This window comes from Mangrovicoccus ximenensis (genome assembly GCF_003056725.1).
In the GTDB taxonomy this organism is placed as follows: Bacteria; Pseudomonadota; Alphaproteobacteria; order Rhodobacterales; family Rhodobacteraceae; genus Mangrovicoccus; species Mangrovicoccus ximenensis.
Genome location: NZ_QBKZ01000014.1, coordinates 96,597 through 119,172 on the forward strand (window position 1 = coordinate 96,597; position 22,576 = coordinate 119,172).

At 68.9% G+C, this 22,576-nt stretch carries 14 protein-coding genes and 3 pseudogenes; 8 read left to right on the top strand and 9 right to left on the bottom strand.

The genetic code is table 11. From position 1 onward, the window contains the following. Positions 1–42: 42 nt before the first annotated feature. Together C7T91_RS14600 and C7T91_RS35810 are read left to right on the top strand one after the other, a co-directional pair. Positions 43–1,749, top strand: a complete 1,707-nt coding sequence (locus C7T91_RS14600) for an extracellular solute-binding protein (RefSeq protein ID WP_108260093.1) — start codon at positions 43–45, stop codon at positions 1,747–1,749. A gap of 536 nt (positions 1,750–2,285) precedes the next feature. Next, a pseudogene (locus C7T91_RS35810) lies at positions 2,286–3,107 on the top strand (AMP-binding protein); the annotation flags it as partial. 38 nt (positions 3,108–3,145) lie between these two features. Here the strand turns inward: C7T91_RS35810 and C7T91_RS14610 are convergent. The 4 genes and pseudogenes from C7T91_RS14610 to C7T91_RS14625 form a co-directional block, all read right to left on the bottom strand. Beyond that, positions 3,146–6,829 (bottom strand): annotated as a pseudogene (locus C7T91_RS14610) (metallophosphoesterase); the annotation flags it as partial. Between the two features lie 557 nt (positions 6,830–7,386). Then, positions 7,387–8,034, bottom strand: a complete 648-nt coding sequence (gene msrQ / locus C7T91_RS14615; RefSeq protein WP_108259888.1) for a protein-methionine-sulfoxide reductase heme-binding subunit MsrQ — start codon at positions 8,032–8,034, stop codon at positions 7,387–7,389. Further along, positions 8,006–8,926, bottom strand: coding sequence for a protein-methionine-sulfoxide reductase catalytic subunit MsrP (msrP, locus tag C7T91_RS14620; protein WP_108259889.1), 921 nt, complete (start codon positions 8,924–8,926; stop codon positions 8,006–8,008). Before msrP ends, msrQ begins: the two co-directional genes overlap by 29 nt. A gap of 161 nt (positions 8,927–9,087) precedes the next feature. Beyond that, positions 9,088–10,587, bottom strand: coding sequence for an FMN-binding glutamate synthase family protein (locus C7T91_RS14625; protein WP_108259890.1), 1,500 nt, complete (start codon positions 10,585–10,587; stop codon positions 9,088–9,090). Positions 10,588–10,921: 334 nt separating this feature from the next. On the opposite strand from C7T91_RS14625, the gene C7T91_RS14630 reads away from it, so the two are divergent. The 3 genes from C7T91_RS14630 to C7T91_RS14640 all read left to right on the top strand — a co-directional run bounded on the left by C7T91_RS14630 (position 10,922) and on the right by C7T91_RS14640 (position 12,980). Continuing rightward, entirely contained in the window at positions 10,922–11,413 is a 492-nt protein-coding gene (locus C7T91_RS14630) for a fasciclin domain-containing protein (protein WP_108259891.1), read from the top strand. Positions 11,414–11,496: 83 nt separating this feature from the next. Beyond that, the gene (locus C7T91_RS14635; protein WP_161555915.1) at positions 11,497–12,018 is read left to right on the top strand and encodes a nucleoside 2-deoxyribosyltransferase; all 522 of its coding nucleotides are present in this window, start codon (positions 11,497–11,499) and stop codon (positions 12,016–12,018) included. 536 nt (positions 12,019–12,554) lie between these two features. After that, the gene (locus C7T91_RS14640; protein WP_108259893.1) at positions 12,555–12,980 is read left to right on the top strand and encodes an Lrp/AsnC family transcriptional regulator; all 426 of its coding nucleotides are present in this window, start codon (positions 12,555–12,557) and stop codon (positions 12,978–12,980) included. 199 nt (positions 12,981–13,179) lie between these two features. Here C7T91_RS14640 and C7T91_RS14645 read toward each other — a convergent pair whose 3' ends face one another. Next, positions 13,180–13,383: a hypothetical protein gene (locus tag C7T91_RS14645; RefSeq protein WP_145962890.1), complete on the bottom strand. Its 204-nt coding sequence runs from the start codon at positions 13,381–13,383 to the stop codon at positions 13,180–13,182. A gap of 137 nt (positions 13,384–13,520) precedes the next feature. Further along, a pseudogene (locus tag C7T91_RS14650) lies at positions 13,521–13,751 on the bottom strand (transposase domain-containing protein); the annotation flags it as partial. Positions 13,752–15,990: 2,239 nt separating this feature from the next. Here C7T91_RS14650 and C7T91_RS35815 point away from each other — a divergent pair. The 3 genes from C7T91_RS35815 to C7T91_RS14665 are packed head-to-tail and all read left to right on the top strand — an operon-like array spanning position 15,991 to position 20,455. Beyond that, entirely contained in the window at positions 15,991–16,869 is an 879-nt protein-coding gene (locus C7T91_RS35815; RefSeq protein WP_269101720.1) for a copper-binding protein, read from the top strand. Continuing rightward, positions 16,866–20,045, top strand: a complete 3,180-nt coding sequence (locus C7T91_RS14660) for an efflux RND transporter permease subunit (protein WP_108259896.1) — start codon at positions 16,866–16,868, stop codon at positions 20,043–20,045. The genes C7T91_RS35815 and C7T91_RS14660 overlap by 4 nt, the downstream gene beginning before the upstream one ends. A 41-nt stretch (positions 20,046–20,086) precedes the next feature. Continuing rightward, the gene (locus C7T91_RS14665; RefSeq protein ID WP_108259897.1) at positions 20,087–20,455 is read left to right on the top strand and encodes a copper-binding protein; all 369 of its coding nucleotides are present in this window, start codon (positions 20,087–20,089) and stop codon (positions 20,453–20,455) included. 277 nt (positions 20,456–20,732) lie between these two features. Here the strand turns inward: C7T91_RS14665 and C7T91_RS14670 are convergent, their stop codons facing one another. From C7T91_RS14670 to C7T91_RS14680, 3 genes are read right to left on the bottom strand one after another with little or no spacing between them, the layout of a single operon-like run. Beyond that, on the bottom strand, positions 20,733–21,353 hold the full coding sequence (locus tag C7T91_RS14670; protein ID WP_108259898.1) for a transmembrane anchor protein: 621 nt from the start codon (positions 21,351–21,353) through the stop codon (positions 20,733–20,735). A 13-nt stretch (positions 21,354–21,366) separates the two neighbouring features. Then, positions 21,367–22,068 (bottom strand): HupE/UreJ family protein, encoded by a 702-nt coding sequence (locus C7T91_RS14675; protein ID WP_201742107.1) that lies wholly within the window; start codon positions 22,066–22,068, stop codon positions 21,367–21,369. 52 nt (positions 22,069–22,120) lie between these two features. Next, a complete protein-coding gene (locus tag C7T91_RS14680; protein ID WP_108259900.1) occupies positions 22,121–22,477 on the bottom strand; it encodes a hypothetical protein in 357 nt (118 codons plus the stop codon). Positions 22,478–22,576 lie beyond the last annotated feature (99 nt).

The window sequence follows — 22,576 nt, forward strand, 5'->3', positions numbered from 1 at the left end:
TCGGCAGGGCTCGCGCAGGCCGAGCCGCAGCATGGCATCGCCATGTACGGAGAGCCGGCGCTGCCGCCGGATTACGCCTCCCTGCCCTATGCCAATCCCGGGGCGCCGAAGGGCGGGCAGATCGTCTTCGCCGAACAGGGCGGCTTCGACAGCCTCAACCCGCATATCCTTAAGGGCCGCGCCCCTTGGGGCGTCTATTCCCATGTCTTCGAGTCGATGCTGGGCCGGTCCTATGACGAGCCGTTCACGCTCTACGGCCTCTTGGCCGAAACCGTGGAGACCGGGCCGGACCGCGAGTGGGTGGAATTCACCATCCGCCCGGAGGCGAAGTTTTCCGACGGCACCCCGGTGACGGTCGAGGACGCGATCTGGTCCTACGAGACGCTCGGCACCCAGGGCCATCCGCGGTTCCTCGGCAGCTGGCAGAAGGTCGACAAGATCGAACAGACCGGCGAGCGGTCGTTCCGCATCACCTTCAACACGCCCGACCGCGAGATGCCGCTGATCATGGGGCTGCGCCCGATCTTCAAGAAGGCGCAGTGGGAGGGCAAGGATTTCGCCGACAGCTCGCTGGTCCCGCCGATCGGCTCCTCGCCCTACCCGATCGCCGAATTCGAGCCCGGCCGCTTCATCAATTTCCGCCGCAATCCCGGCTACTGGGGCAAGGACCTGGCCTTCAATGCCGGGCGCAACAACCTCGACCTGATCCGCTACGAGTATTTCGCCGATGCCAGCGTGATCTTCGAAGCGTTCAAGGCAGGCGAGATCAGCGTCTACCGCGAGGGCAATGCCGCGCGCTGGGAGGACAGCTTCGATTTCCCGCTGGTGCGCGAGGGCGCGGTGTCCAAGGCCGAGATCCCGCATGAGCGGCCCTCGGGCATCACCGGCCTGGTGATGAACACCCGCCGCGGCATCTTCGCCGACTGGCGGGTGCGCGAGGCGATGCTGCTGGCCTTCAACTACGAATTCATCGCCCAGACCCAGAATGGCGGCCGCGACCCGCGGATCTGCTCGTATTTCTGCAACTCGGTGCTGGCCATGCAGCCCGGCCCGGCGGAAGGCCGGGTCAAGGAGCTCCTGGAGCCCTTCGCCGACCAGCTCCTGCCCGGCGCGCTCGACGGCTATGCCCTGCCCGAGGGCGACGGCACCGCCCGCAACCGCGCCAACCTGCGCAAGGCGGCGGCACTGCTCGACGAGGCCGGCTGGACCCCGCGCGACGGCCGGCTCCACAATGCCGACGGACAGCCCTTCGATTTCGAGATCCTGATCCGGCAGGGCTCGACCGAGTCGCAGGCGATCGTCAACATCTTCGCGCAGGCGCTGGACCGGCTGGGCATCCGCGTGCGCACCACCACGATCGACAGCGCCCAGTACAACGAGCGCACCAACAGCTACGATTTCGACATGACCTTCTACACGCGGGCCCTGTCGCTGTCCCCCGGCAACGAGCAGATGCTCTACTGGAGCGCCGAGGCCGCCGACACGCCCGGCTCGCGCAACTGGATGGGCATGAAGAGCCCCGCCGCCGAGGCGATGATCCGCACCATGCTGGAAACCGCCGATGCCGAGGAATTCCAGTCCGCCGTGCGCGCTCTCGACCGCGTGCTGACAACCGGGCGCTACGTGATCCCGCTGTGGTATTCGCAGGTCTCGCGCCTGGCCCACGATGCCACGCTGCATTACCCCGAAAAGCTGCCGCTCTACGGCGACTGGCCGGGCTGGCAGCCGGATGTCTGGTGGTCCGAATGACCTGACCCGGCCATCTTCCGCATCGCGTCCAGTCCGGCCCCGTGCCGCCTCCGGAAGCGGGCCGGGGGCCGGATGCACCGCCCGCAGCGGAGCCGGATGCCAGGGACCGCTCCCGGCACATGCGCACATGACGGCCAAGCTGTGCGCAGGCGACCGCGGCCACGGCGGCGGACAGTCCGCGGTCCCTCCTCGCGATGGGCTGCGCCAATCGTCCCCGCCCGAACGGCAGCCGCCCTGAACTGCTCTGCCGACAGGCGCCGTCAAGGATCTGCCGTGCCTCCGCTGCGCGTCACGAACCGACGCAACGGCATGGCGGCCCCCAGAAGGCGCTCCGCCTCACGCGCCGACGACCGCAGCGGCACGCGCTGCCATGCGAAGACCTGACCAAGAAAACCGCGCCAAGGCGCCTTGAAAGCTGCCTTCGACCATGTCCTTTCCGGTCATCCTGGCGCCGGACCGCGGCCGGCACGGCCTGCCATCGCGGCCGCGGGCGGGCCCGGCTTGCCTGCGGCGCCCTGCCGGGGTAGCCCCTGAACATGGAGTCGCTGATCGATCTGTCCCCGCCGCCGCCCTGTCCGCAGGCGTTCAACTTGGCCGGCCATGTGCTGGGCCGCGCCAAGGACGATCCCGACAAGATCGCGCTGGCGGTGCTGAAGCTCTCGGGCTCGGAACGCTGGAGCTACGGACGGCTCGAGGCCACCGTGCTGGGGCTGGCCGGAGCGCTGCGGGCGCAGGGCCTGTCCGAAGGCGACCGGGTGCTCATGCGGCTGGGCAACACCGTCGAATTCCCGCTGGCCTATCTGGCCGCGATCGCCGCCGGGCTGGTGCCGGTGCCGACCTCCCCGCAGCTGACCGGCCCCGAAATCACCCGGCTGGCCGCCGATCTGGAGCCCGCGCTGATCTTCGCGGGCGAGGGCATCGCCCTGCCCGATCCCTGCCCCTGCCCGGTCGTCACCGAGGCCGAGCTGCATGACATGGCCGGCCATGCCCCGGCCGAGCCGGTGACCGGCGATCCGGACCGGCCGGCCTATATCGTCTATACCTCCGGCACCTCCGGCAGCCCGCGCGGCGTGGTCCATGCCCATCGCGCGATCTGGGCGCGGCAGATGATGATGCAGGGCTGGTACGGGCTGACCGCGGCCGACCGGCTGCTCCATGCCGGGGCCTTCAACTGGACCTATACGCTCGGCACCGGGCTGATGGACCCTTGGACGATGGGCGCGACCGCGCTGATCCCGGCGGCGGGCATCGCGCCTGCGCAGCTGCCGCTGCTGCTGAAGCGCCATGACGCCACCATCTTCGCCGCCGCGCCGGGCGTGTTCCGCCAGATGCTGCGGTCCCAGCCCCGTCCGCCGGTCAGCACGTCACCGCCGTAGCCACCGGCAATCCGGTCGGCCCCGGTTCCGCCATCGACGGTGTCCGCGCCGATGCCGCCGCGGATCGCGTCCCGGCCGCCGCCGCCGAAGAGCATGTCGGCCCCCTTGCCGCCCTCGATGAGGTCATCGCCGTCCTGGCCGAGGATGGTGTCCTCGCCATCGGTTCCGGCCAGGATGTCGTCGCCGTCCGTGCCGGTCCGGACCTCCGGCGCGCTGCCTGCCGGGGTGCCGCCATGGAGCCGGACGACCTCGACATTGTCATAGGCCGTGTCCGGCGCGCCCCAGTTGTAGAGCCCGAAGGTCCCCGAGCCGATCGTGTGGATTTCCACCGGCGCGAAGACGCGGAACCCGTCCAGCCAGACCGAGATCTGGCCGCCGGCGATATCGAGGCGCAGGCTGTTGCTGCCCGAGACGTCGTAGTCGGGCGAGCCCTGCCATTCCATGTTCTCGATGCCGCCGACCACCGAGACCAGCTGCGAGGTGCCGCCCGTCCGGTCGAGCTCCAGCTTGTAGTAGTTCCCGGCATCCTGGTAGTGGAACAGGATGCCGACCGCGCCGCCCGAGGGCGCCGTGAAATCGAGGGCGACCGAGTAGTCTTCCCAGGCATAGGCCTCCGCCACGTCGTAGAGCGCATAGGTGCCCTTGCGCAGCGCATGGAAGCCGTCGCCCAGCGGCGACCAGTCCAGCGCCCACCAGCTCGACGGCGCGGTGTCGCCCGACCCCATCAGCTGGTAGCTGTAGCGGTTCGCCGACTGCACCAGCGCGCCGTCGATCACCTGCCAGCCGGCCGCCTGGCCGAGCTCGCCCTCGTCGACGAAGGCGAAGGCGCCCGCGCCATCCGAGAAATCCTCGGCCAGCAGGATGTCCTGCTGCGCGACCACCTCGATCACAGTCGTGTCGCTGTCGCTCTCGCCGCCTTCGGTGACGTCGAGCCGCATCAGGTGGCGGCCGATCCCGAGCGCGACCGTCGTGTCGCCCGAGCCGAAGCTCTCGCCGTTCTCCGACCAGGTGCCGGTTTCGGGCGCGTCCAGCGTCACCGTCACGGTCCCGTCCCCGTCGGTGTCGAGCACGCGCATCGACGGCCCGGCATCGGCGATCAGCGACCCCGCCTGTACCGAGACATAGTCGATATCGGCGCGGAAGGTGCCGTTGTGGAACACGCCGACCGAGCCTGCCAGCGCCTCGCCCTCGTCGATCACCGCGCCGCCGAACAGAACCTGTCCTCCGGCCGCGGCCATCAGAACGCCATTGTCGATGGACAGCTCGGCGACGAACTTCATGTCCCAGGCCGGAACGCTGTCCTGCTGCGCCAGCACGGAGGTTTCGCCGGCGGCGGTTTTCAGCAGCCGGATCCGGCTGTTGGCCACGTCGAATTCCAGCGCGTAGGCCGAGCCGTCGGCCTGCACGCCCGCCAGCAGCCCCATCGCCTGGTCGTTCTCGTTCTCGATCTCGGCCGAGACCGTGTAATTGTCCCAGGCTGCCATCCCGGCCCCCGTGTAGACGATGGCGCCCGCATTGCCCGAGGTGTTCGCCTGCAGGTGCCCGGCCTCGGTGCCGGTCCCGGAATTGGCCGCGCCGGCCGCCGCCCAGAGACCCGACTGCACCGTCCAGCCATCCAGGGTGCCGTCATCGAACCCGTCGAACAGCAGCGTGCCGCCGTCGATCCCGGCGACCAGCACCGTGTCGGTGCTGACGGTGCCCTCCGCATCCGCAAGGGTCAGCGTGTAGTGGCGGGCGCCGCCCTGCCCCGCGATCTCGGCCACGAGGCCCTCGGCCACCCTGTTGCCGTCCCGGTCGGTCCAGACCGCGCTGGCGACCTGCCCGAGATAGTCGACCGAGCCCGACCCGTCGAGCGTCACCGTGCCGCCCGCGCCGAGATCCACCGTCTGGTTGCCGCCCGCCGCCGCGTGGAACTGGATCTCGGGCGTCCCGATGCCGATGCCGTCCAGGGTCTCCTGGCCCTCGCGATAGGCACCCGTCAGGTCGAGATCGCTGCCCTGTCCGGCCGACAGGTCCTGGGTCATGGTTCCGGAGCCCAGGGCCGGCGTGAAATCGCCCTGCGCGAAATCGAACTGGACGCCGTTGACGCCCTCGGGCAGCGCCGCGAAGGGACCGGTTCCGCCGACGGTTCCGAGTGCCGCGACCTCTCCGGCGGTCAGGGAGGTCTCGACGAAGGCGAAGGCGGCCAGAGCCGAGCCCGAAGGGGTCTCGTTGCCGTTGTCGCCGAAGACGATGAAGCCGCCCTCCTGCACGATGTAGCTGTCGCCCGACAGGATCTGCGTGCCCATCTGGACGCCGTCGACGTATTTGTCGAGCCGGTAGGACGAGCCGTAGGCATCCGTCGCGGTGAAGACCGCCGTGACCCGCGCCCATTGGCCGGTCGCGAACGGCCCGTCATCCTGGCCTGCCGTGCCGATCAGGCCGCCGCCGCCGCCGCCCTGCAGCCAGAGATCGCTATCCGAGAGGTTGGTCCGGTCGACCTGGAGGATCGAGACCAGCCCCAGCTCCTCGGGCAGGTACATGTCCCAGACCATCGTGTAGTTGAGATATTTCGCGCCGCCGCCCGCGGGCGCGAAGCCCGGATCGACCAGCAGGCCGTTCGACGCGTCGAATTGCGGCGTGGCGATGATGCCGCCCGCCGCATCGCCGCCGGGCAGCGCCGGGAAGCCGAGGCTTTCCGCCGTGCCGGAGGCGACCTCCTGGATCTCGGCCTCGCTGCCGCCCTCGGAAGACCCGGCGCCTTCGCGGGACGGCTCGGCATCGCCGCGGGAACCGGACATGTAGCGGCCGAGCTGCTCGTAATAGGTCTCGGTATGGACCGCGCCGTTGTCGGGGTCGATCACGACGAGGCGCATCGCGCCGTTGCCGCCATTGCCGCCGATCGCGGTGTCGCCGTCGGTCTGGGTCTCGGTCGAGACGCCGTTCTGGTAGTTGACCAGCTGCTGGACCACCGCGTTGCCGCTCTCGCCGTAATGCACGATGGTCTCGGCGCCGTCGCCGAAGACATGGCCGGAGAAGACGAAGCTGACATTGGCGTGCTTCGAGACCAGCTCGCTCCACATGTCGCGTCCGTCATTGACCGACTCGGGGCTGTCGGACATGCCGTAGTTCTTGCCGGTTCCCTCGGCATAGATCGCCCCCGAGCGCGGCCCGGCGATGTCCGCCATGTTGGTGTAGTGGTGCGTCATCACGACGGCGCGGCGGTCGGCATGTTCGGCCAGCACTTCGCCGCCCCAGCGCAGCACGTCGTCACGCGCGCCGAATTCCAGCGACAGGACGACCCAGCCGGTGCCGTCGGGCGCGGTGAAGAGCTTGTAGTTGTTGGCCGTCGAGCTGCCGCCGTCATAGATGCCGCCCGCGTCCTGCGCGAAATAGCGGTCTTCGCCGAAATACGCATCCTGGTTGGTGGTGTGGTCGTTCGCGCTGCCGCCCGCGGCCTGGTCATGGTTGCCGGTGACCAGGGTGTAGGGAATGCCCGCCGCCTCGAGGATCCCGTAGGCTTCCGAGACATTTTCCCATTGCGCCAGCGTGTTCGAGCCGGTGACGTCGCCGACATGCAGCACGGCGGCGATGCCGAGCCCGCCGGCATTGTCGGCCACCCAGCGGTTCATCGCCGCGATGACGTTGTCCTGCTCCTGCCCGGAATAGTTCTGGGTGTCGGGATAGACGACCAGCGCATAGGCGTTCTCGCCCGCGACCCGCATCCGGAAGCTGTCCGAGGCGGCATTGCCATGGGCATCGGTCGCGGTGACGGTGACGTCGTCATAGCCGAGCGCGGTGCCGGTGACGGTCAGGACGCCGTCCGCGAGGCTCCAGCCGAGGCTGCCCTCGCCCGCCGTTTCGACCGCATAGCTCAGCCCCTCGCCCGCGAAGACCTCCGACAGGTCGATCTCGACGGCCTCGCCTTCGGCAAGCAGCCGGTGGGTGATCTCGGAGAGGACCTCGACCGCGGCATAGCTGCGGTCGGTCAGCGTCGCGCCGCCCGCCGTCGCGGCCACCCGGCCGTCCTGGCTGCCCCCGGCAAAGTCGAAGATCGCCGCCTCTGCCCCGCCGAAGGCCTCCGCCGGGATCGCCTCGGCGGTAGCGCCCCGGTGCGTCGCCGCCCCGTCGGTGAAGGCGTATTTATGGTGCCACGCCGGGAGTCGCAAGTGCTTTTTTCGGAAAACGTCGCATTTTCTTCACGAGCCCGGATTACGCTCGGAAATTCAGCTCCTTGCGCATTCCGCCTGTCCCAGCCTGGCGCCGGGCACCAGTCGCCGAGCTAGCGGCGCGCCGCCTTCTGCCGGTCCCGTGGAATCGTCCGCATGCCGATCAGCAAGGCTGCGAGCGCCAGATAGACCATCGGCTCCAGCTGCCACCCCTTGCGCAGCATCACGAAATGCACCGCGCCGAGCAGCACGGCAGGATAGACGAGCCGGTGCAGCCGCCGCCAGGCGGCGCCCCCCATCCGGCGGATCGCTCCGTTCCAAGAGGTCAGCGCAAGCGGCACCAGCAACAGCAGCCCCGCCATTCCGATGGTCACATAGGGCCGCTTGACGATATCCGCCCAGGCCGCCGCAAGCCCCTGCACATCCAGAACGGCCCAGGTCAGGACATGGCAGCACAGATAGAAGAACGCCGTCAGCCCGATCGCCCGGCGGAACCGCATCAGGTTGATGCCGGCAAAGCGGCGCAGAGGCGTCACCGCCAGGCCCGCCAGCAGCAGCCAGAGCGCCCAGAGGCCCAGCCTGTGCTCAACCGCCTCCACCGGCTCGATGCCGATCCGCCCGGTCGCGCCCTGCCAGAACAGCCAGGCAACCGGCAGGACAGAGAGCGGATAGAGCGGCCAGGCCGGGACCTGCGCCAGCGCCCGGTTCAGCCGGGCGCGCAGCGGCGCCCGCTCAGAAGTTCCGGGACAGGTCCATGCCATCATAGAGCCCCGCAACGTATTCCCCGTAGCCATTGAACATCCGCGTCGGAATCTTCGCCGCGAAGAAGCCGCCGCCGACCCGCCGCTCGCTGGCCTGGCTCCAGCGCGGATGGTCCACCTCCGGATTCACGTTCGAATAGAACCCGTATTCGCGCGGATTGACGATGTTCCAAGTCGCAGGCGGCTGCTCCTCGGTCAGGGTGATCCGCACGATCGACTTGATCGACTTGAAGCCGTATTTCCAGGGCACCACCAGCCGGATCGGCGCGCCGTTCGGCTTCGGCATCTCCTCGCCGTAAAGCCCGGTCGCGAGGATGGCCAGCGGGTTCATCGCCTCGTCGAGCCTGAGCCCCTCGACATAGGGCCAGGGGATCACAGGACGGCGGGTGCCGGGCATCTCCTCGGGCCGGTAGAGCGTCTCGAAGGCAACGTATTTCGCGGACGGCTTCACCCCGACCCGGGTCAGCAGCCCGGACAGTTCGAACCCGATCCACGGCACCACCATCGACCAGGCCTCGACGCAGCGCAGCCGGTAGATGCGCTCCTCCAGGCTCTGGCCTTTCACCAGATCGGCCAGGTCATAGCTGCCCGGCCTCTCGACCAGCCCGTCGATCTTCACCGACCAGGGATCCACGGTCATCTGCCCGGCATGGCGTGCCGGGTCCTCCTTGCCGGTGCCGAATTCGTAGAAATTGCAGTAGCCGGAGATCTGCTCCAGCGTGTTCGGCGCCTCATCCGTCGAATAGCGGCTCGGCGCCGCGTCAAGCGCCGCTGCCGGCAGGCCTGCGCCCAGCCCGGCAAGCGCCGCGGCGCCGCCGATCAATTGGCGGCGGTTCATGAAATCCGCGCGGGGCGTGACATCGGCCCAGCCCAGATCGGGTCGAAAGCGCATCTCGGTCTCCTCCGCAATCCGTCCTGCCACAACCTAGGCGACAGCCGCCGCCTTTCCAAAACATAAGCTGTCACGATCCCGTCGCCGCACCGAAACATTCGGCGGCAACCTGGCGGGGAGAGGGGGTCCGGGGGAGAGGTCCCCCTCTCCCCAGGCCTTGCTCAGGCGGCGCTGATCTGGGCGTCGGGCTCGGGGAAAAGCACGTCCATCCGCTGCGACCGGCCGTTCGGCTGCACGATCCGGACATGGCCCCGGGTCAGCTTGCGCGGATCGGACACGCCGCAGGAATGGGCGATGATCTCGACCTCATGGGTGATCACCCGCGCATAGGTCGCCACCCGCTCGATCTTGTTCTCCACCACCAGCCCGCGCTGCAGGTCCTTCTTGTGCGTGGTGATCCCGGTCGGGCAGGTGTTCTTGTTGCATTTCAGCGCCTGGATGCAGCCGAGCGCGAACATGAAGCCGCGCGCCGAAACCACGAAATCCGCCCCCGCGCAGAGCGCCCAGGCGACATCCGCGGGCGTGATCAGCTTGGCCCCCGCGATCAGCCGGATCCGGTTCTTCAGCCCGTATTCCGCGCGGATATCGGCGATCCGCGGCAGGGCCTCGCGGATCGGCATCCCCACCAGGTCCATCAGCGGCGCCGGCGCCGCGCCGGTGCCGCCCTCGCCGCCGTCGATGGTGATGAAATCCGGCGCGCTGTCCTGGCCGCGGCGCAGCACCGCATCGAAGAACGGCCGGATCCCGTCCGCCGTGCCGATGCACATCTTCACGCCGGTCGGCTTGCCGGTGACCTCGCGCACCCGCACGATCAGGTCCAGCATCTCGTCCCAGTTATGCACCTCGGCATGGCGGTTCGGCGAATAGCTGTCCTCGCCCATCGCGATGCCGCGGATCTCGGCGATCTCCGGGGTGATCTTGTCGCCGGGAAGGATGCCGCCCTTGCCGGGCTTGGCGCCCTGGCTCAGCTTGATCTCGAACATCTTGACCTGCTCATGCGCCGCGATCCGGCGCAGCTTGGCGTCGTCGAGCCCGCCCTTGGCATCGCGCACCCCGTATTTCGCCGTGCCGATCTGGTAGACGATGTCGCAACCGGCCTCGAGATGGTAGGGGCTCAAGCCCCCCTCGCCCGTGTTCATCCAGATCCCGGCCTTCTTGGCGCCCCCGGCCAGGGCGCGCACCGCCGGCTTCGAGATCGCGCCGTAGCTCATCCCCGAGATGTTGAAGATCGAGCGCGCGATATAGGGCTGGGCGGCGCCCGGCCCGATCACCAGCGGCGCGGCTGCCGAAGCTTCCTCGTCCAGCGGCGGGAAAGCCGAGTTGACGAAGATCGCCGTGCCCGATGCCTCGATGTTCCGGGTCGAACCGAAGGCGATCATGTTGGAGATCCGGTCATCGGAGGCGTGATAGACCCAGTCGCGCTGCGCCCGGTTGAACGGGAATTCCTCGCGGTCCATCGCGAAGAAGTACTGGCGGAAGAATTCGCCGAGCTTGGTGAAGAGCGTGCGGAACCGGCCGAGCACCGGATAGTTGCGGCGCACCGCATCGGGGCTCCTGTAGCGGTCTATGAAAAAGAAGGCCACGCCGAGCGCCACCACCGTGATCGCCGTCACGGCGAGAAGCAGCTGCAGGATGAAAAGCACTTCTTCGATCAGTTCCATGTCTGGCTTGTCCTTCCCTCGAAATTCCGGGCCATCTGAACAGAAAGCCTCCCGCGCTGGCAATCGTTCCGGCCAGCCCCGGACGGTTCTGCGCCGCCAAGGCGACGGGATGATGACATTTCGGACGCCCCGGCCCCGTGCCGCGCCGCCGCCCCGGCCTCACGATGGATCACGTCCTTTTGCTTGCCGCCGCAGAAGGCGCGGGCTTAGCGCGCGGAGTGCCGCCTTCAAGACCCGGCGGCGGCGGTTTTCGGGTGATCCGGCCCGGCGGCCGGCGCCGTAGCCCCTGCGACATCGGGCGACGATGTCGCGCACACCGAAAAGGAGACGACACATGATCCGCAGCACGATCCTTGCCGCCACCGCCACGGCCGCCTTTGCCCTGCCCGCCTTCGCCGATGCGCACATGGGCGCGAAAACCATCCCCGAAACCGCGGCGGCTGCCGGCGAGTTCGGCACGCTCCTTGCCGCCGTCGAGGCCGCGGGCCTCGCGGAAACGCTGTCCGGCGAGGGCCCCTTCACCGTCTTCGCCCCGACCGACGCCGCCTTTGCCGCCCTGCCCGAGGGCACGGTCGAAGAGCTGCTCCTGCCGGAGAACAAGGACAAGCTCGCGCAGATCCTCACCTATCACGTGCTTCCCGCCGCGGTGATGTCCTCGGAGATCAGCGGCGAGATGATGCCCGAGACCGTCGAGGGCTCGACCCTTGCCGTGATGGGCGGCGATGACGGCGTCACCGTCGACGGCGCCTCGGTGACCCAGGCCGATATCGAGGCCTCGAACGGGGTGATCCACGTGATCGACGCCGTGCTGATGCCCGAAGGCTGAGCCGCCCCCCCTCCCCGGCCCCGCGCCGGGGCTTGCGCATGGCGGCCGCGCCAGCCACGCTCCCGGAAAACCACGGAGCCGCCATGCGCATCTATCTCGCCGGACCAGACGTCTTCCACCCCGCCGCCGAGGCCCTGGGGGCGGAGAAAAAGGCGGTCTGCGCCTCTTTCGGCCTCGCCGGCGTCTTCCCGCTCGACGAACTGGTTCCGGGCGACGGGCTTTCCCCGCGCCGCCACGGTCTGGCCATCGCCGCCAAGGACATGCGGCTGATCCGCAGCTGCGGCGCCGCGCTGGTCAATCTCTCGCCCTATCTCGGCACCTCGATGGATGCCGGCACGGCGGTGGAACTCGGCCTGATCGCCGGACTCGGCATCCCGGCCTTCGGCTATTCCTGCGATCCGCGCCCCTTCGAGGCCCGCGCCGCGGACAATCTGCCCGGACCGGACTGGCGCGCCGAGCGCTTCGGCCTCTGCGACAACCTGATGGTCGAGGGCGCCATCGAAGCCACCGGCGGCCGGGTCCTGCTGCCGGAGGCTCCCTGCGCCTTCGAGGATCCCGGCCCCTTCCGCATGGCCGCGCAGGCGCTCGCCTTCCATCTGGCGTGACCCGGGGCGGCATGCACCGCCCTGCCCGCCAAGCTGCGGCCCGCGGCGAGCATGGAGATCCGATCCCGGACTCCTGCCCCGCGGAACGGCCCCGAACCCCTCGGTCTGCCGGGCTGCTCCTGCATCATCCACGAAGCTCTGCCGTCCGGAACAACCGAGCCTTCGCCTCCCGGCCGCCGAATCCGCCGCAGCCAAGGTGACCGGCGCCCCATCCGCGATCCCGCCGTGCTGCCGGCCAGAACGCCCGAGATGGTTTCCCGGCGGCGCCGCAAGCGGCCCAAGCCACATCAGCCGCCGCAGACCGGCCGGGCCGCTCTCAGCGCGGCCGGTCCCGCCTCGCATCCGGGCACGCCCGCGCCGGTGCCGATCGGCGCCCCCAGCAGGCCGCAGGTCGCAGAATGTGTCAAATCGGTTCCCCGTTTTCCTGTTTCGTGCAATCTGGAGCAGGAGGCTGTTCATTTGGCAGCGGCAAACTGGACAGAATATGAAAAAGAATGCGCAGAATGACGGCAATATTTGGCAACCTGGGAGGTTTCATGGCTGACCTGGCGGAGACCGACCGGCAGATCCTCGCGGCCCTGACCGAAAACGCGCGCCTGCCGGTCAAGGCGCTGGCCGAACGGCTGGGTCTGAGCCGGACGACGGTGGCGGCGCGGCTCGACCGGCTGGTGGCCGGCGGGGTGATCCGCAAGTTCACCATCGTCACCCGCAGCCAGGAGGCAGCGGCGGTGCGTGCGGTGATGATGGTGGAGCTGCAAGGCAGCCTGTCGCGCGCGGTGATCCGGCAGATGCGCGCCATCCCCGAGATCGCCACGCTGCATTCGACCAATGGCGCTTGGGATCTCGTGGCCGAGATCCGCGCCGAGGACCTGCGCGATTTCGACCGGGTGCTGCGGGTGATCCGCGAGATTCCGGGCGTTCTGAACAGCGAAACCAGCCTTCTTCTCGACTCGGTCCTCTGACTGATGGGCCGTCTGCTGGTGCCGCCGCGGCGGGATGGCTCCCAGGGCCTTGTTGCGCATATCATTTGACGGCCGAAGTTCCGCTTTCTCCGGCCGCACTGATCCTGTGGGCACCGGAGTGCTGACGTGGACCTGCCTGGCCATGGCGCAGGCTGTATGGCATCCGCCAAGGAGATTCAGTTTCCCGGATGTGCTTGGGTCATGGCCAGGCGGCTTTGGCGGCGATGCCGGGAATTGGGTGGATCCCCTCCTTGCCGATCCGGGCGCAGGCCCCGGCCATCATGCAGCGGCGCGCCGTCTGCCATTTGATGGCATGGACCACCTCGCCGCGATGCAGGCTGGCCCTTGCCGTCAACCAAGTGCCTGCCATGTCCGTCACGGCCATCGGTCCCGATCTCGACAAGTCGATTTTCCGGATCCGCCGGGCGGATGCCCGCGGAAATGCCGTTCCGGCGCGCCGTCTCCGCCGCGGCGGGCTGCCCGCCTTTTACGGAAGATGGCCAGCCTTGTTGGTAAACGTTGTGCCCGGCTCACTGGTTCTCAGGTTGACGGCTTGAAATGCCACGGCAGACGTTCGTCGATGCGCTTCTGCGGATGCCCGGCTGCGATCGCCTCGAGCGTGGCCTTGAGATAGGCGAAGGGCTCGGCGCCATTGATCTTCGCCGTCGCGATCAGCGACGCAATGCGCCCCCAGGCACGGCCGCCCTCGTCATGGCCCGCGAAGAGGGCATTCTCGCGGTTGAGGGCAATCGGGCGGATCAGGTTCTCTAGGATTTGTTGCGCAAAGGGGCGCTGTTGCGCAAATCAGCTGACGACCGCATTCCTCCAGCGCTTCGGCAGCACCGGCACCGAACTTGGCAGCGGCCCGGCGCAGGTCAACCAACACGTCGCGGGCGACCAGGCCGATCCGGAAATCGCCACCCTCGCCGATGGCCGCCTGGCGGTCACCTGGGTCTCGCAGGGCGAGGACGGCTCGGGCGCGGGCATCTACGCGCGGCTCCTCGGCGCGGACGGCACGCCTGCGGGCGATGCCTTCCGGGTCAACGACCACGTGCCCGGCACCCAGGACGATCCGGACGTGACGGCGCTGGCCGATGGCAGCTTCGTCATCGCCTGGCGCAGCAACAATGGCGGCGACGCCTGGGATGTCTGGGCGCAGCATTACGCCGCCGACGGGTCGCGGCTCGACGGCGCGCGGCGGCTCAATGACGCCACGGCGTCGAACCAGCTCGACGTGGCGCTGGCCGCGCTCGACGGCGATGCCTATGCCGTGGCCTTTGCCTCCTACGCGAACGGCGCGGATTACGATATCTACGCGCGGATCGTCGGCGGCAGCGCTTCGGACGGGGCCGATCCGCTGCTCGAGGGGCTGCCCTCGGCGGTGGCCTATGACGAGGCCCTCGTCAACACTGCGCCGCAGCTTCTCGACATCGACGGAGCGGCGGCGGTCTCCGATGCCGACAGCGCCGATTTCGGCGGCGGGCTGCTGAGCGTGGTCTCGGTCGACCTGGTCTCGGCCTACCAGTTCCAGATCAATGCGCCCGACAACGGCGCGCAGGACCAGTTCGGGCTGGCCGCGATCGGCGGCGTCACGGTCGCGGGCAGCGACGTGCTGGTCGGCGGCACCGTGATCGGCCAGGTGGAAAGCCCCGGCACCGGCGGCCGCGCGCTGGAAATCCGCTTCAACGCCCTGGCCGATGCCCAGGCGGTGGAGAAGGTGGTCGAGGCGCTCACCTACCGCAACATTTCCGACGATCCGATCGGCACCCGCACGGTGCGGGTCTCGCTGACCGACGGCGATGGCGGCATGGCCGATCCGGTGCTTGTCGAGGTTACGGTCAACCCGACCCAGGACGGCGCCACGCCGGTTCTCGGCGAACGGCAGGCCAACACCTTCGCGTCGAACAGCCAGTACGAGCCCGAAATGGCGGTGCTGGAAGACGGTTCCTTCGTCATGGCCTGGCATTCCTACACCCAGGACGGCTCGGGCTGGGGCATCTACGGCCAGCGCTTCTCGGCCGAGGGCGAGAAGATCGGCGGCGAGTTCCAAGTCTCCGAGGGCCAGACCGCCAGCGACCAGGTCTATCCGCGGCTCGCCGCGCTCGGCGGCATGAGCTTCGGCGTGGTCTGGGAGGACCGCTCGGGCACCACCGGCGGACCGCAGGACGACGTGTTCCTGCGCCGCTTCGAGGTGGTCACGACCGATCCGGGGCTGGAGACCGAGGCCGAGGCGGTGCAGCCCGTCGGCGCCGCGCCGGTGCAGGTCAACACGGTCAATTCCGGCAACGAGGACACGCCCGAGATTGTCGCGCTCGGCTCCGGCCGCTTCGCGGTGATCTGGAACGCCAGTTCCGATGCCTCCGACGGCAGCGGCTATTCCGTGCAGGCGCAGATCTACAATGCGGACGGCAGCACGGATGGCGGCCAGTTCCGGGTCAGCGGTCCGGTTGCGGGCGACCAGCGCAGCTGGAGTGCCGCAGCCCTGAAGGACGCGGATTTCGTGCCCACCGGCGACTTCGTGGTGGCCTTCGCCTCTGCCGACAGCGACAGCGGCGACGTCTATCTCCAGCGCGTCGCGGGCGACGGCACGCTGCTCGGCCAGGACGGCACGCCTGCGGCGGGCCCGTCCTCCTTCCGGGCGAACACGGAAACCGCCTCGGCCCAGAACGGCGCGGCAGTCACCGGGCTGAAGGGCGGCGGCTTCGTCGTCACCTGGCAGTCGCAGGCCCAGGACGGCAGCGGCACCGGCATCTATGCCCAGCTCTACGGCGCCGACGGAACGTCCGCGGGGGCCGAGTTCCGCGTCAACGACCAGCTTGCCGGAACCCAGGACCATGCCTTTGCCATGGCGCTCGACAGCGGCGGCTTCGTCATCGCCTGGCGCGACCTGCATCCCTATGCCGAAACCGGCAGCTACGATTATTCCGGCGTCTTCGCCCAGCAATACGACGCCACCGGCGCGCGGGTGGACGGCAATTTCCTGGTGAATTCCGAGACCCGCGGCAACCAGATGCAGCCGGCCATCGCCGCGCTGCAGGGCGGCGGCTTCGCCGTCGCCTGGGCCTCCGAGGCCGGCGACGGCAATCCCGGCGACGGCAGTGCCTGGGGCGTGTTCTACCAGGTCTACGGCAATGCCGCCCCGGTGGCGGGCGCGGCCTTCTCCGGGCCCGAGGGCGCGGACGGGCTGCTGGCGCTGACGCGGATCGGCCGCGATGACGGCGTGGCCGCGACCGGGCATGGCACGGCCGCGGCGGTGACGCCGGAAGGACGGCTCACCATGTCCCACGATCCGATCCCGGATCTGGGCTGGCCCGCGATGACGATGGACATGGAACTGAAGGGGCTGGAGGCAGGCGAGGTGCCGCTCGGCGTGCCTGTGGATTTCGACCTCGCGGAGGATGAGGCGGGGATGTATGCCATCGTGGCGGTGCGTCCCGCCGGGCAGAGCCCTGCGCCCTCCGTTGCGACGCAACCTGCGGCGCGGAGGATCGAGGCGCGGGGCACGGTCAACAGCGTCGACGCCGCCGCGCGGGTGGCCAACGTCACGCACGGCCCGATGCAGCAGATCGGCATGCCCGGAATGACCATGGACTTCCCGCTGGCCGAGGACGTCGATGCGGAGGCGCTGCCCATCGGGCGGGAAATGCCGCTGCGCTTCGCGCANATCATCGAGGCCACCGGCACGGTCAACAGCGTCGACGCAGCCGCCCGGATGGCCAACGTCACGCACGGCCCGATGCAGCAGATCGGCATGCCCGGAATGACCATGGACTTCCCGCTGGCCGAGGACGTCGATGCGGAGGCGCTGCCCATCGGGCGGGAAATGCCGCTGCGCTTCGCGCAGGGCGCGGACATGGCCCTGACGCTGGCCGGAGGCGATGCGCAATGATCCCCGCCGTCATCCGCTGGTCCATCGCCAACCGCCTGATCGTCGTGGTCTTCGCGCTGGTGCTCGGCGCCGGAGGGATATGGGCGCTCCGGACCACACCCGTGGACGCGATCCCCGACCTTTCCGAAGTGCAGGTGATCGTCCGCACGCCCTATCCGGGCCAGGCGCCGCAGGTGATCGAGGACCAGATCACCTATCCGCTGGCCACCGCCATGCTCGCCGTGCCGGGCGCGGTCGACGTGCGCGGCTTCTCCTTCTTCGGCGACAGCTATGTCTATGTCGTTTTCGAGGAAGGCACCGATCTCTACTGGGCGCGTTCGCGCGTGCTGGAATATCTCGGCCAGATCACCGCCCGCCTGCCCGAAGGCGTCGCGCCGGAACTGGGGCCGGACGCGACCGGGGTCGGCTGGGTCTATCAATACGCGCTGATCGACCGGACCGGGCAGCACGACATCGCGCAGCTCAGATCCTTGCAGGACTGGTGGCTGAAATACGAGCTGCAGACCATCGACGGCGTGTCGGAAGTCGCCACCATCGGCGGCATGGTGCGGCAGTACCAGGTGGTGGTCGATCCCGACCGGCTGCGCGCCCATGACCTGACGCTCGGCCAGATCCGCGATGCCATCCAGGCGGCCAACCGCGAGAGCGGCGGCAGCGTCATCGAGATGGGCGAAGCCGAATACATGGTCCGCGCCACCGGCTATGTCGACGGGCTCGACGACCTCGCCGCGGCGCCCCTGAAGGTGAACGGGCGCGGCGCGGCGCTGACGCTGGGCGACGTGGCCGAGCTCCGCATGGGCCCCGAGATGCGCCGCGGCGTCGGCGAGTTCGACGGGCTGGGCGATGCCGCGGGCGGCGTGGTCATCATGCGCTGGGGCGGCAACGCACTGGCGACGATCCGCGCGGTGGAGGAGAAGCTCGACGAACTGCGCCCCACCCTGCCCGAGGGCGTAGAAATCATCACCACCTATGACCGCTCGGGGGTGATCGAGCGCGCCATCGAGAATCTCAGCCACAAGCTCGGCGAGGAATTCCTCGTCGTCGTGCTGGTCTGCGGCCTGTTCCTGCTGCATCTGCGGTCCTCGCTGGTGATCGTGCTGTCGCTCCCCCTGGGCATCTGCGCGGCGCTCCTGGTGATGCGGCTGCAGGGGGTGAACGCGAACATCATGTCTCTGGGCGGCATCGCCATTGCCATCGGCGCCATGGTGGATGCGGCCATCGTGATGATCGAGGCGATGCACCGGCGGATCGAGAAGGAGCCGCTGACGAAGGAGAACCGCTGGCGGATCGTGGCCGAGACCTGCTCCGAGGTCGGGCCCGCGCTGTTCTACTCGCTCGCCATCATCGCGGTCAGCTTCCTCCCCGTGTTCGTGCTGGAAAGCCAGGAGGGCCGCATGTTCAAGCCGCTGGCCTTCACCAAGACCTATGCGATGGCGGCGGCCTGCATCCTGTCGGTCACGCTGGTGCCCATCCTGATGGGCTGGTTCGTGCGCGGCCGCATCCTGCCCGAGCGGAAGAACCCGGTGAACCGGCTCTGCATCTGGGCCTACCGCCCGTTCCTCGATGCCGCCGTGGCCTGGCCCTGGGCAACCTCGATCCTTGCGGTCGCCGTCGTCGCCTCGATGGCCTGGCCGCTGCAGCGGATCGGCACCGAGTTCATGCCCGAACTGAAGGAGGGCGACTTCCTCTACATGCCGTCGCTCTATCCCGGCGTCTCGATCGGCAAGGCGCGCGAGGTGCTGCAGCAGACCGACCGGCTGATCAAGACCGTGCCGGAGGTCGCCACCGTCCATGGCAAGCTCGGCCGCGCCGAGACCGCCACCGATCCGGCGCCGCTGACGATGATCGAGACCACGATCCAGCTGAAGCCCGAGGCCGAGTGGCGCCCCGGCATGACCATGGAGGGCATCCGCGCCGAGCTTGACCGCACCGTGCAGGTGCCGGGCGTCACGAATGTGTGGATCCAGCCGATCAAGAACCGCATCGACATGCTGGCGACCGGCATCAAGACGCCGGTCGGCGTCAAGGTCACCGGCGCGGACCTCAGCGTGATCGAGAAGATCGCGGTGGATATCGAGCGCGTGGTCGGCGGCATCGACGGCACGGCCTCGGCCTATGCCGAACGCCCCGTGGGCGGGCGCTTCATCCAGATCGACGTCAACCGGGCGGAGGCGGCGCGCTACATGCTGTCGGTCGCCGAGGTGCAGGAGGTCGTGCAGACCGCGATCGGCGGCATGCAGGTCTCGGAAAGCGTCGAAGGGCTGGAGCGCTATCCGGTCAACCTGCGCTATCCGCAGGACTGGAGGAACAGTCCCGAGCGGCTGCGCGACCTGCCCGTCGTCACGCCCTCCGGCGCACATGTGCCGCTGGGCGCGGTGGCCGATATCGCCGTGGTCGACGGGCCGGGCATGATCCGGTCCGAAAACGCGCGGCGCACCGGCTTCGTCTTCGTCGACATCGCCGGACGCGATCTGGGCAGCTATGTCGCCGAGGCGCGCGAGACGGTGGCCCGCGAGGTCGCGCTGCCGCCGGGCTATTCGATCGCCTGGTCGGGCCAGTATGAATATATCGAGCGGGTCCGCGCCCGGCTGGTCCTGGTCGCGCCCGCGACGCTGCTGACCATCGCGCTGATGCTGTTTCTCGCCTTCAAGCGGGCGACCGAGGTGGCGATCCTGCTCGCCGCCTTGCCCGTGGCCCTGGCGGGCGGGGTCTGGCTGGTCTGGGCCTTGGGCTTCGAGCTGTCGGTGGCGGTGCTCGTCGGCTTCATCGCGCTGGCGGGCGTGGCGGTGGAGACGGCGATCGTGATGCTGCTCTATCTCAACCTGGCCTGGGAAAAGCGGCGCAAGACCTCGCGCGAAACCGGACGGATCCTGACACGCGACGACATCGAGGAGGCGGTCTTCGAGGGCGCGCTCCTGCGCGTGCGGCCCAAGGTGATGACCGTCGCCACGATTTTCGCCGGGCTCATCCCGATCATGTACGGCACCGCCACCGGCTCCGAGATCATGCAGCGCATCGCCGCGCCGATGGTCGGCGGCATGGTGACGGCGACGCTCTTGACCCTCTTCGTCATCCCCGCGCTCTTCGTGATCTGGAAGCAGGTCACGCTGGGGCGCATCAACCGAACCCTCACCGGGGTGCATTCCGGTGCGGGGCAGCTCCGGCCCGGCGAATGACCGCCGGGTCCCTTTCCACGCACATTCCAAGGAGAAGAAAGATGCGCGCGATGCTTGCAACCCTGGCCCTGGGGCTCTGCCTCGGCCCGGCCGCCTGGGCCCAGACGAGCCACACCGGCATGGATCACGGCGACATGCCGATGGAGACCGACGGGATGCCGATGGACATGCAGGACATGCCCGCCATGGTCGGTGCCGACGCGGTGGTGAACTCCTTCGGCGACGGAACGGTGAATGTCACCCATGGCCCGATCCCCGAGATCGGCTGGCCGGCGATGACCATGGACATGCCGCTGATGGAGGGCTTCATGGTCCCCGAAGGCATCGAACCGGGCGACCATGTGCGGATGATGCTCGGCCAGGATGGCGAGGGCATGTACGGCATCGGCGGGCTCGACCCCGCCGAGTGATCCCGCAGGACCGGGCCGGGCCTTGCCCGGCCCCGCATCTCCCGCCGGGTCCCGGGGCAATCCGGACAACCGCCCGCCGCCTGCACGGTTGCGGAAGGTCCTGCCCCCGCCGCCGGAAAGCGCGGCGAGGCCGCGACCGCAAGAAGGCTCCGAGCCGGGAAACCATGTGCGGACGATGCCCGGCAGGACATCCACGGCATGTGCGGCTCGGGCGGGGCCCGGCCCCGCCGGGCGATCCCGCAGGACGGGGCCGGTTCAATGCCCGGCCCCGCGCCGTTCAGCGGATCTCGAAGAATTCCGAATAGTCGCCCATGACCTGCACGGTGACGGTGACCGGACCCTTGTCGCGGTTGCGGAAGAACCAGCCGTGTTCGCCCTCGAAGGGCGCGATGAGGCCGCCCTCCGAGCCGGCCGAGCCGCGGCCGCGCTCGTAATTGGCGGTCTCGCCGCCGCCGTGGCCGTGCAGGTCGTAGTTCACCCGGCCGCCTTCGACGGTGACGCGGTACTGCGCCTGGCCGCCCTTCTCCATCATCATCTTCCACTCGGCCGAGGCGTCGGGCTCGAGCGTGAAGGTGACCTCGTCGCGCCAGGCGGGGGGCTCCTGGGCATGGGCCTTGCCCACGAAGAGGCCCAGAATTCCGTCGAGCAGGCTGGACTGGTCGCCCTGCAGGTCCATCTGCCGGTCGGCCTCGGCCTCCTCGGCAAGCTGGCTCTTGATTTCGCCCATCTCGGCCAGGCCGAGCACGTGGCCCGCGCCGGTCGGGTCGATGCCGTATTCGGCCGGAAGCACCACGGTGACGAGGATCACGACGGCGGCGCCCGCCGCGATAACGGTGGAGCGCAGGAGCTGGGCCGAGCTCGGAAGCTCGTCGAGGCTGGGGCGGTTGCTGTTGAACATGCGATGTCTCCCTTCAGGCGACGAAATAGCCGGTGATCTGGTAGCCCATGAGAATGAATCCCATGCTCATCATCACCACGTTTGCGGTATAGGCCTGGGCCATGAACCTGGGCGATTTCCGCCACCAGCCCATGACGATCAGGATCACGGCCAGCGCCAGAAGCTGCCCGATCTCGACGCCCAGGTTGAACGCCAGCAGGTTCGGCAAGAGTCCGTCCGGCGCGATGTCGTATTGCAGGATCTTGGTCGCCAGCCCGGTGCCGTGGACGAAGCCGAAGATCAGCGTCGCGGCCCTGGTATCCGGCTGCACCCCGAACCAGCGCTGGTAGGCGCCCAAATTGTCGAGCGCCTTGTAGACGACCGACAGGCCGATGACTGCATCGACGATATAGGCGTTCACGCCCCAGCCGAACCAGACGCCCGCGAGCATCGTGGCCGAATGGCCGAGGGCGAAGAGGCTGACATAGAGCCCGACCTCCTTCATCCGGTAGAGGAAGAAGACCACGCCCAGGAGGAACAGGATGTGGTCGTAGCCCGTCACCATGTGCTTGGCGCCGAGATAGAGGAAGGGGACCAGATGGACCCCCCAGATTTCCTGGATGTAGCCCGCATCGCCTTCGGTGACGTTGTGGGCGGCGGCGGCGGTCGCCATCGCGACGGCCGCCAGCGCGGGCAGGACCAGCCGCAGCCGTCCTCCCGCATCTGCAAATTGCATGTGGGTCTCCTTGAAAGGGCGCATTTTTCCGACGGGTCCCTTGCGGGACATGTCAGGCCCGGGGCGGCCGTTCGAGGCGGAAGACCGGCGGCGTCCAATGCGCCAGCGCCGGAGCATGCCAGAGCGCGGAGAACTCCAGCGGCGCCGTCCCGCCGCGGCGGGACGGCAGCACCGCCTGGATATGGTCGTGATCGGCCTGGTCGTGGCTGTGGTCGTGCAGCGCCCAGGCGATGTCCTCTTCCAGCCCGTGGCTGTGGCCGTGATCCGCGATCATCGCGGCATGGTCGGAGAGCACGTGCAGGAGCTTCGGCACATGCGGCGGGGGGAACACCTGGGCGGCGAGCAGCGCAAGGGCACAGGCTGCCGCCAAGATCCGTGCCGCGCCTCCCTTGTCTCGCCTTGCCGCCATGCCGGGTCCTCCTGCCTGCCTTGCCGCATCCTCCCGGCGAGGCTAGCATCCAGTAATGACAGCCCTGCACCGCCATGCAAGCCACCCCAAGGTCGCAAC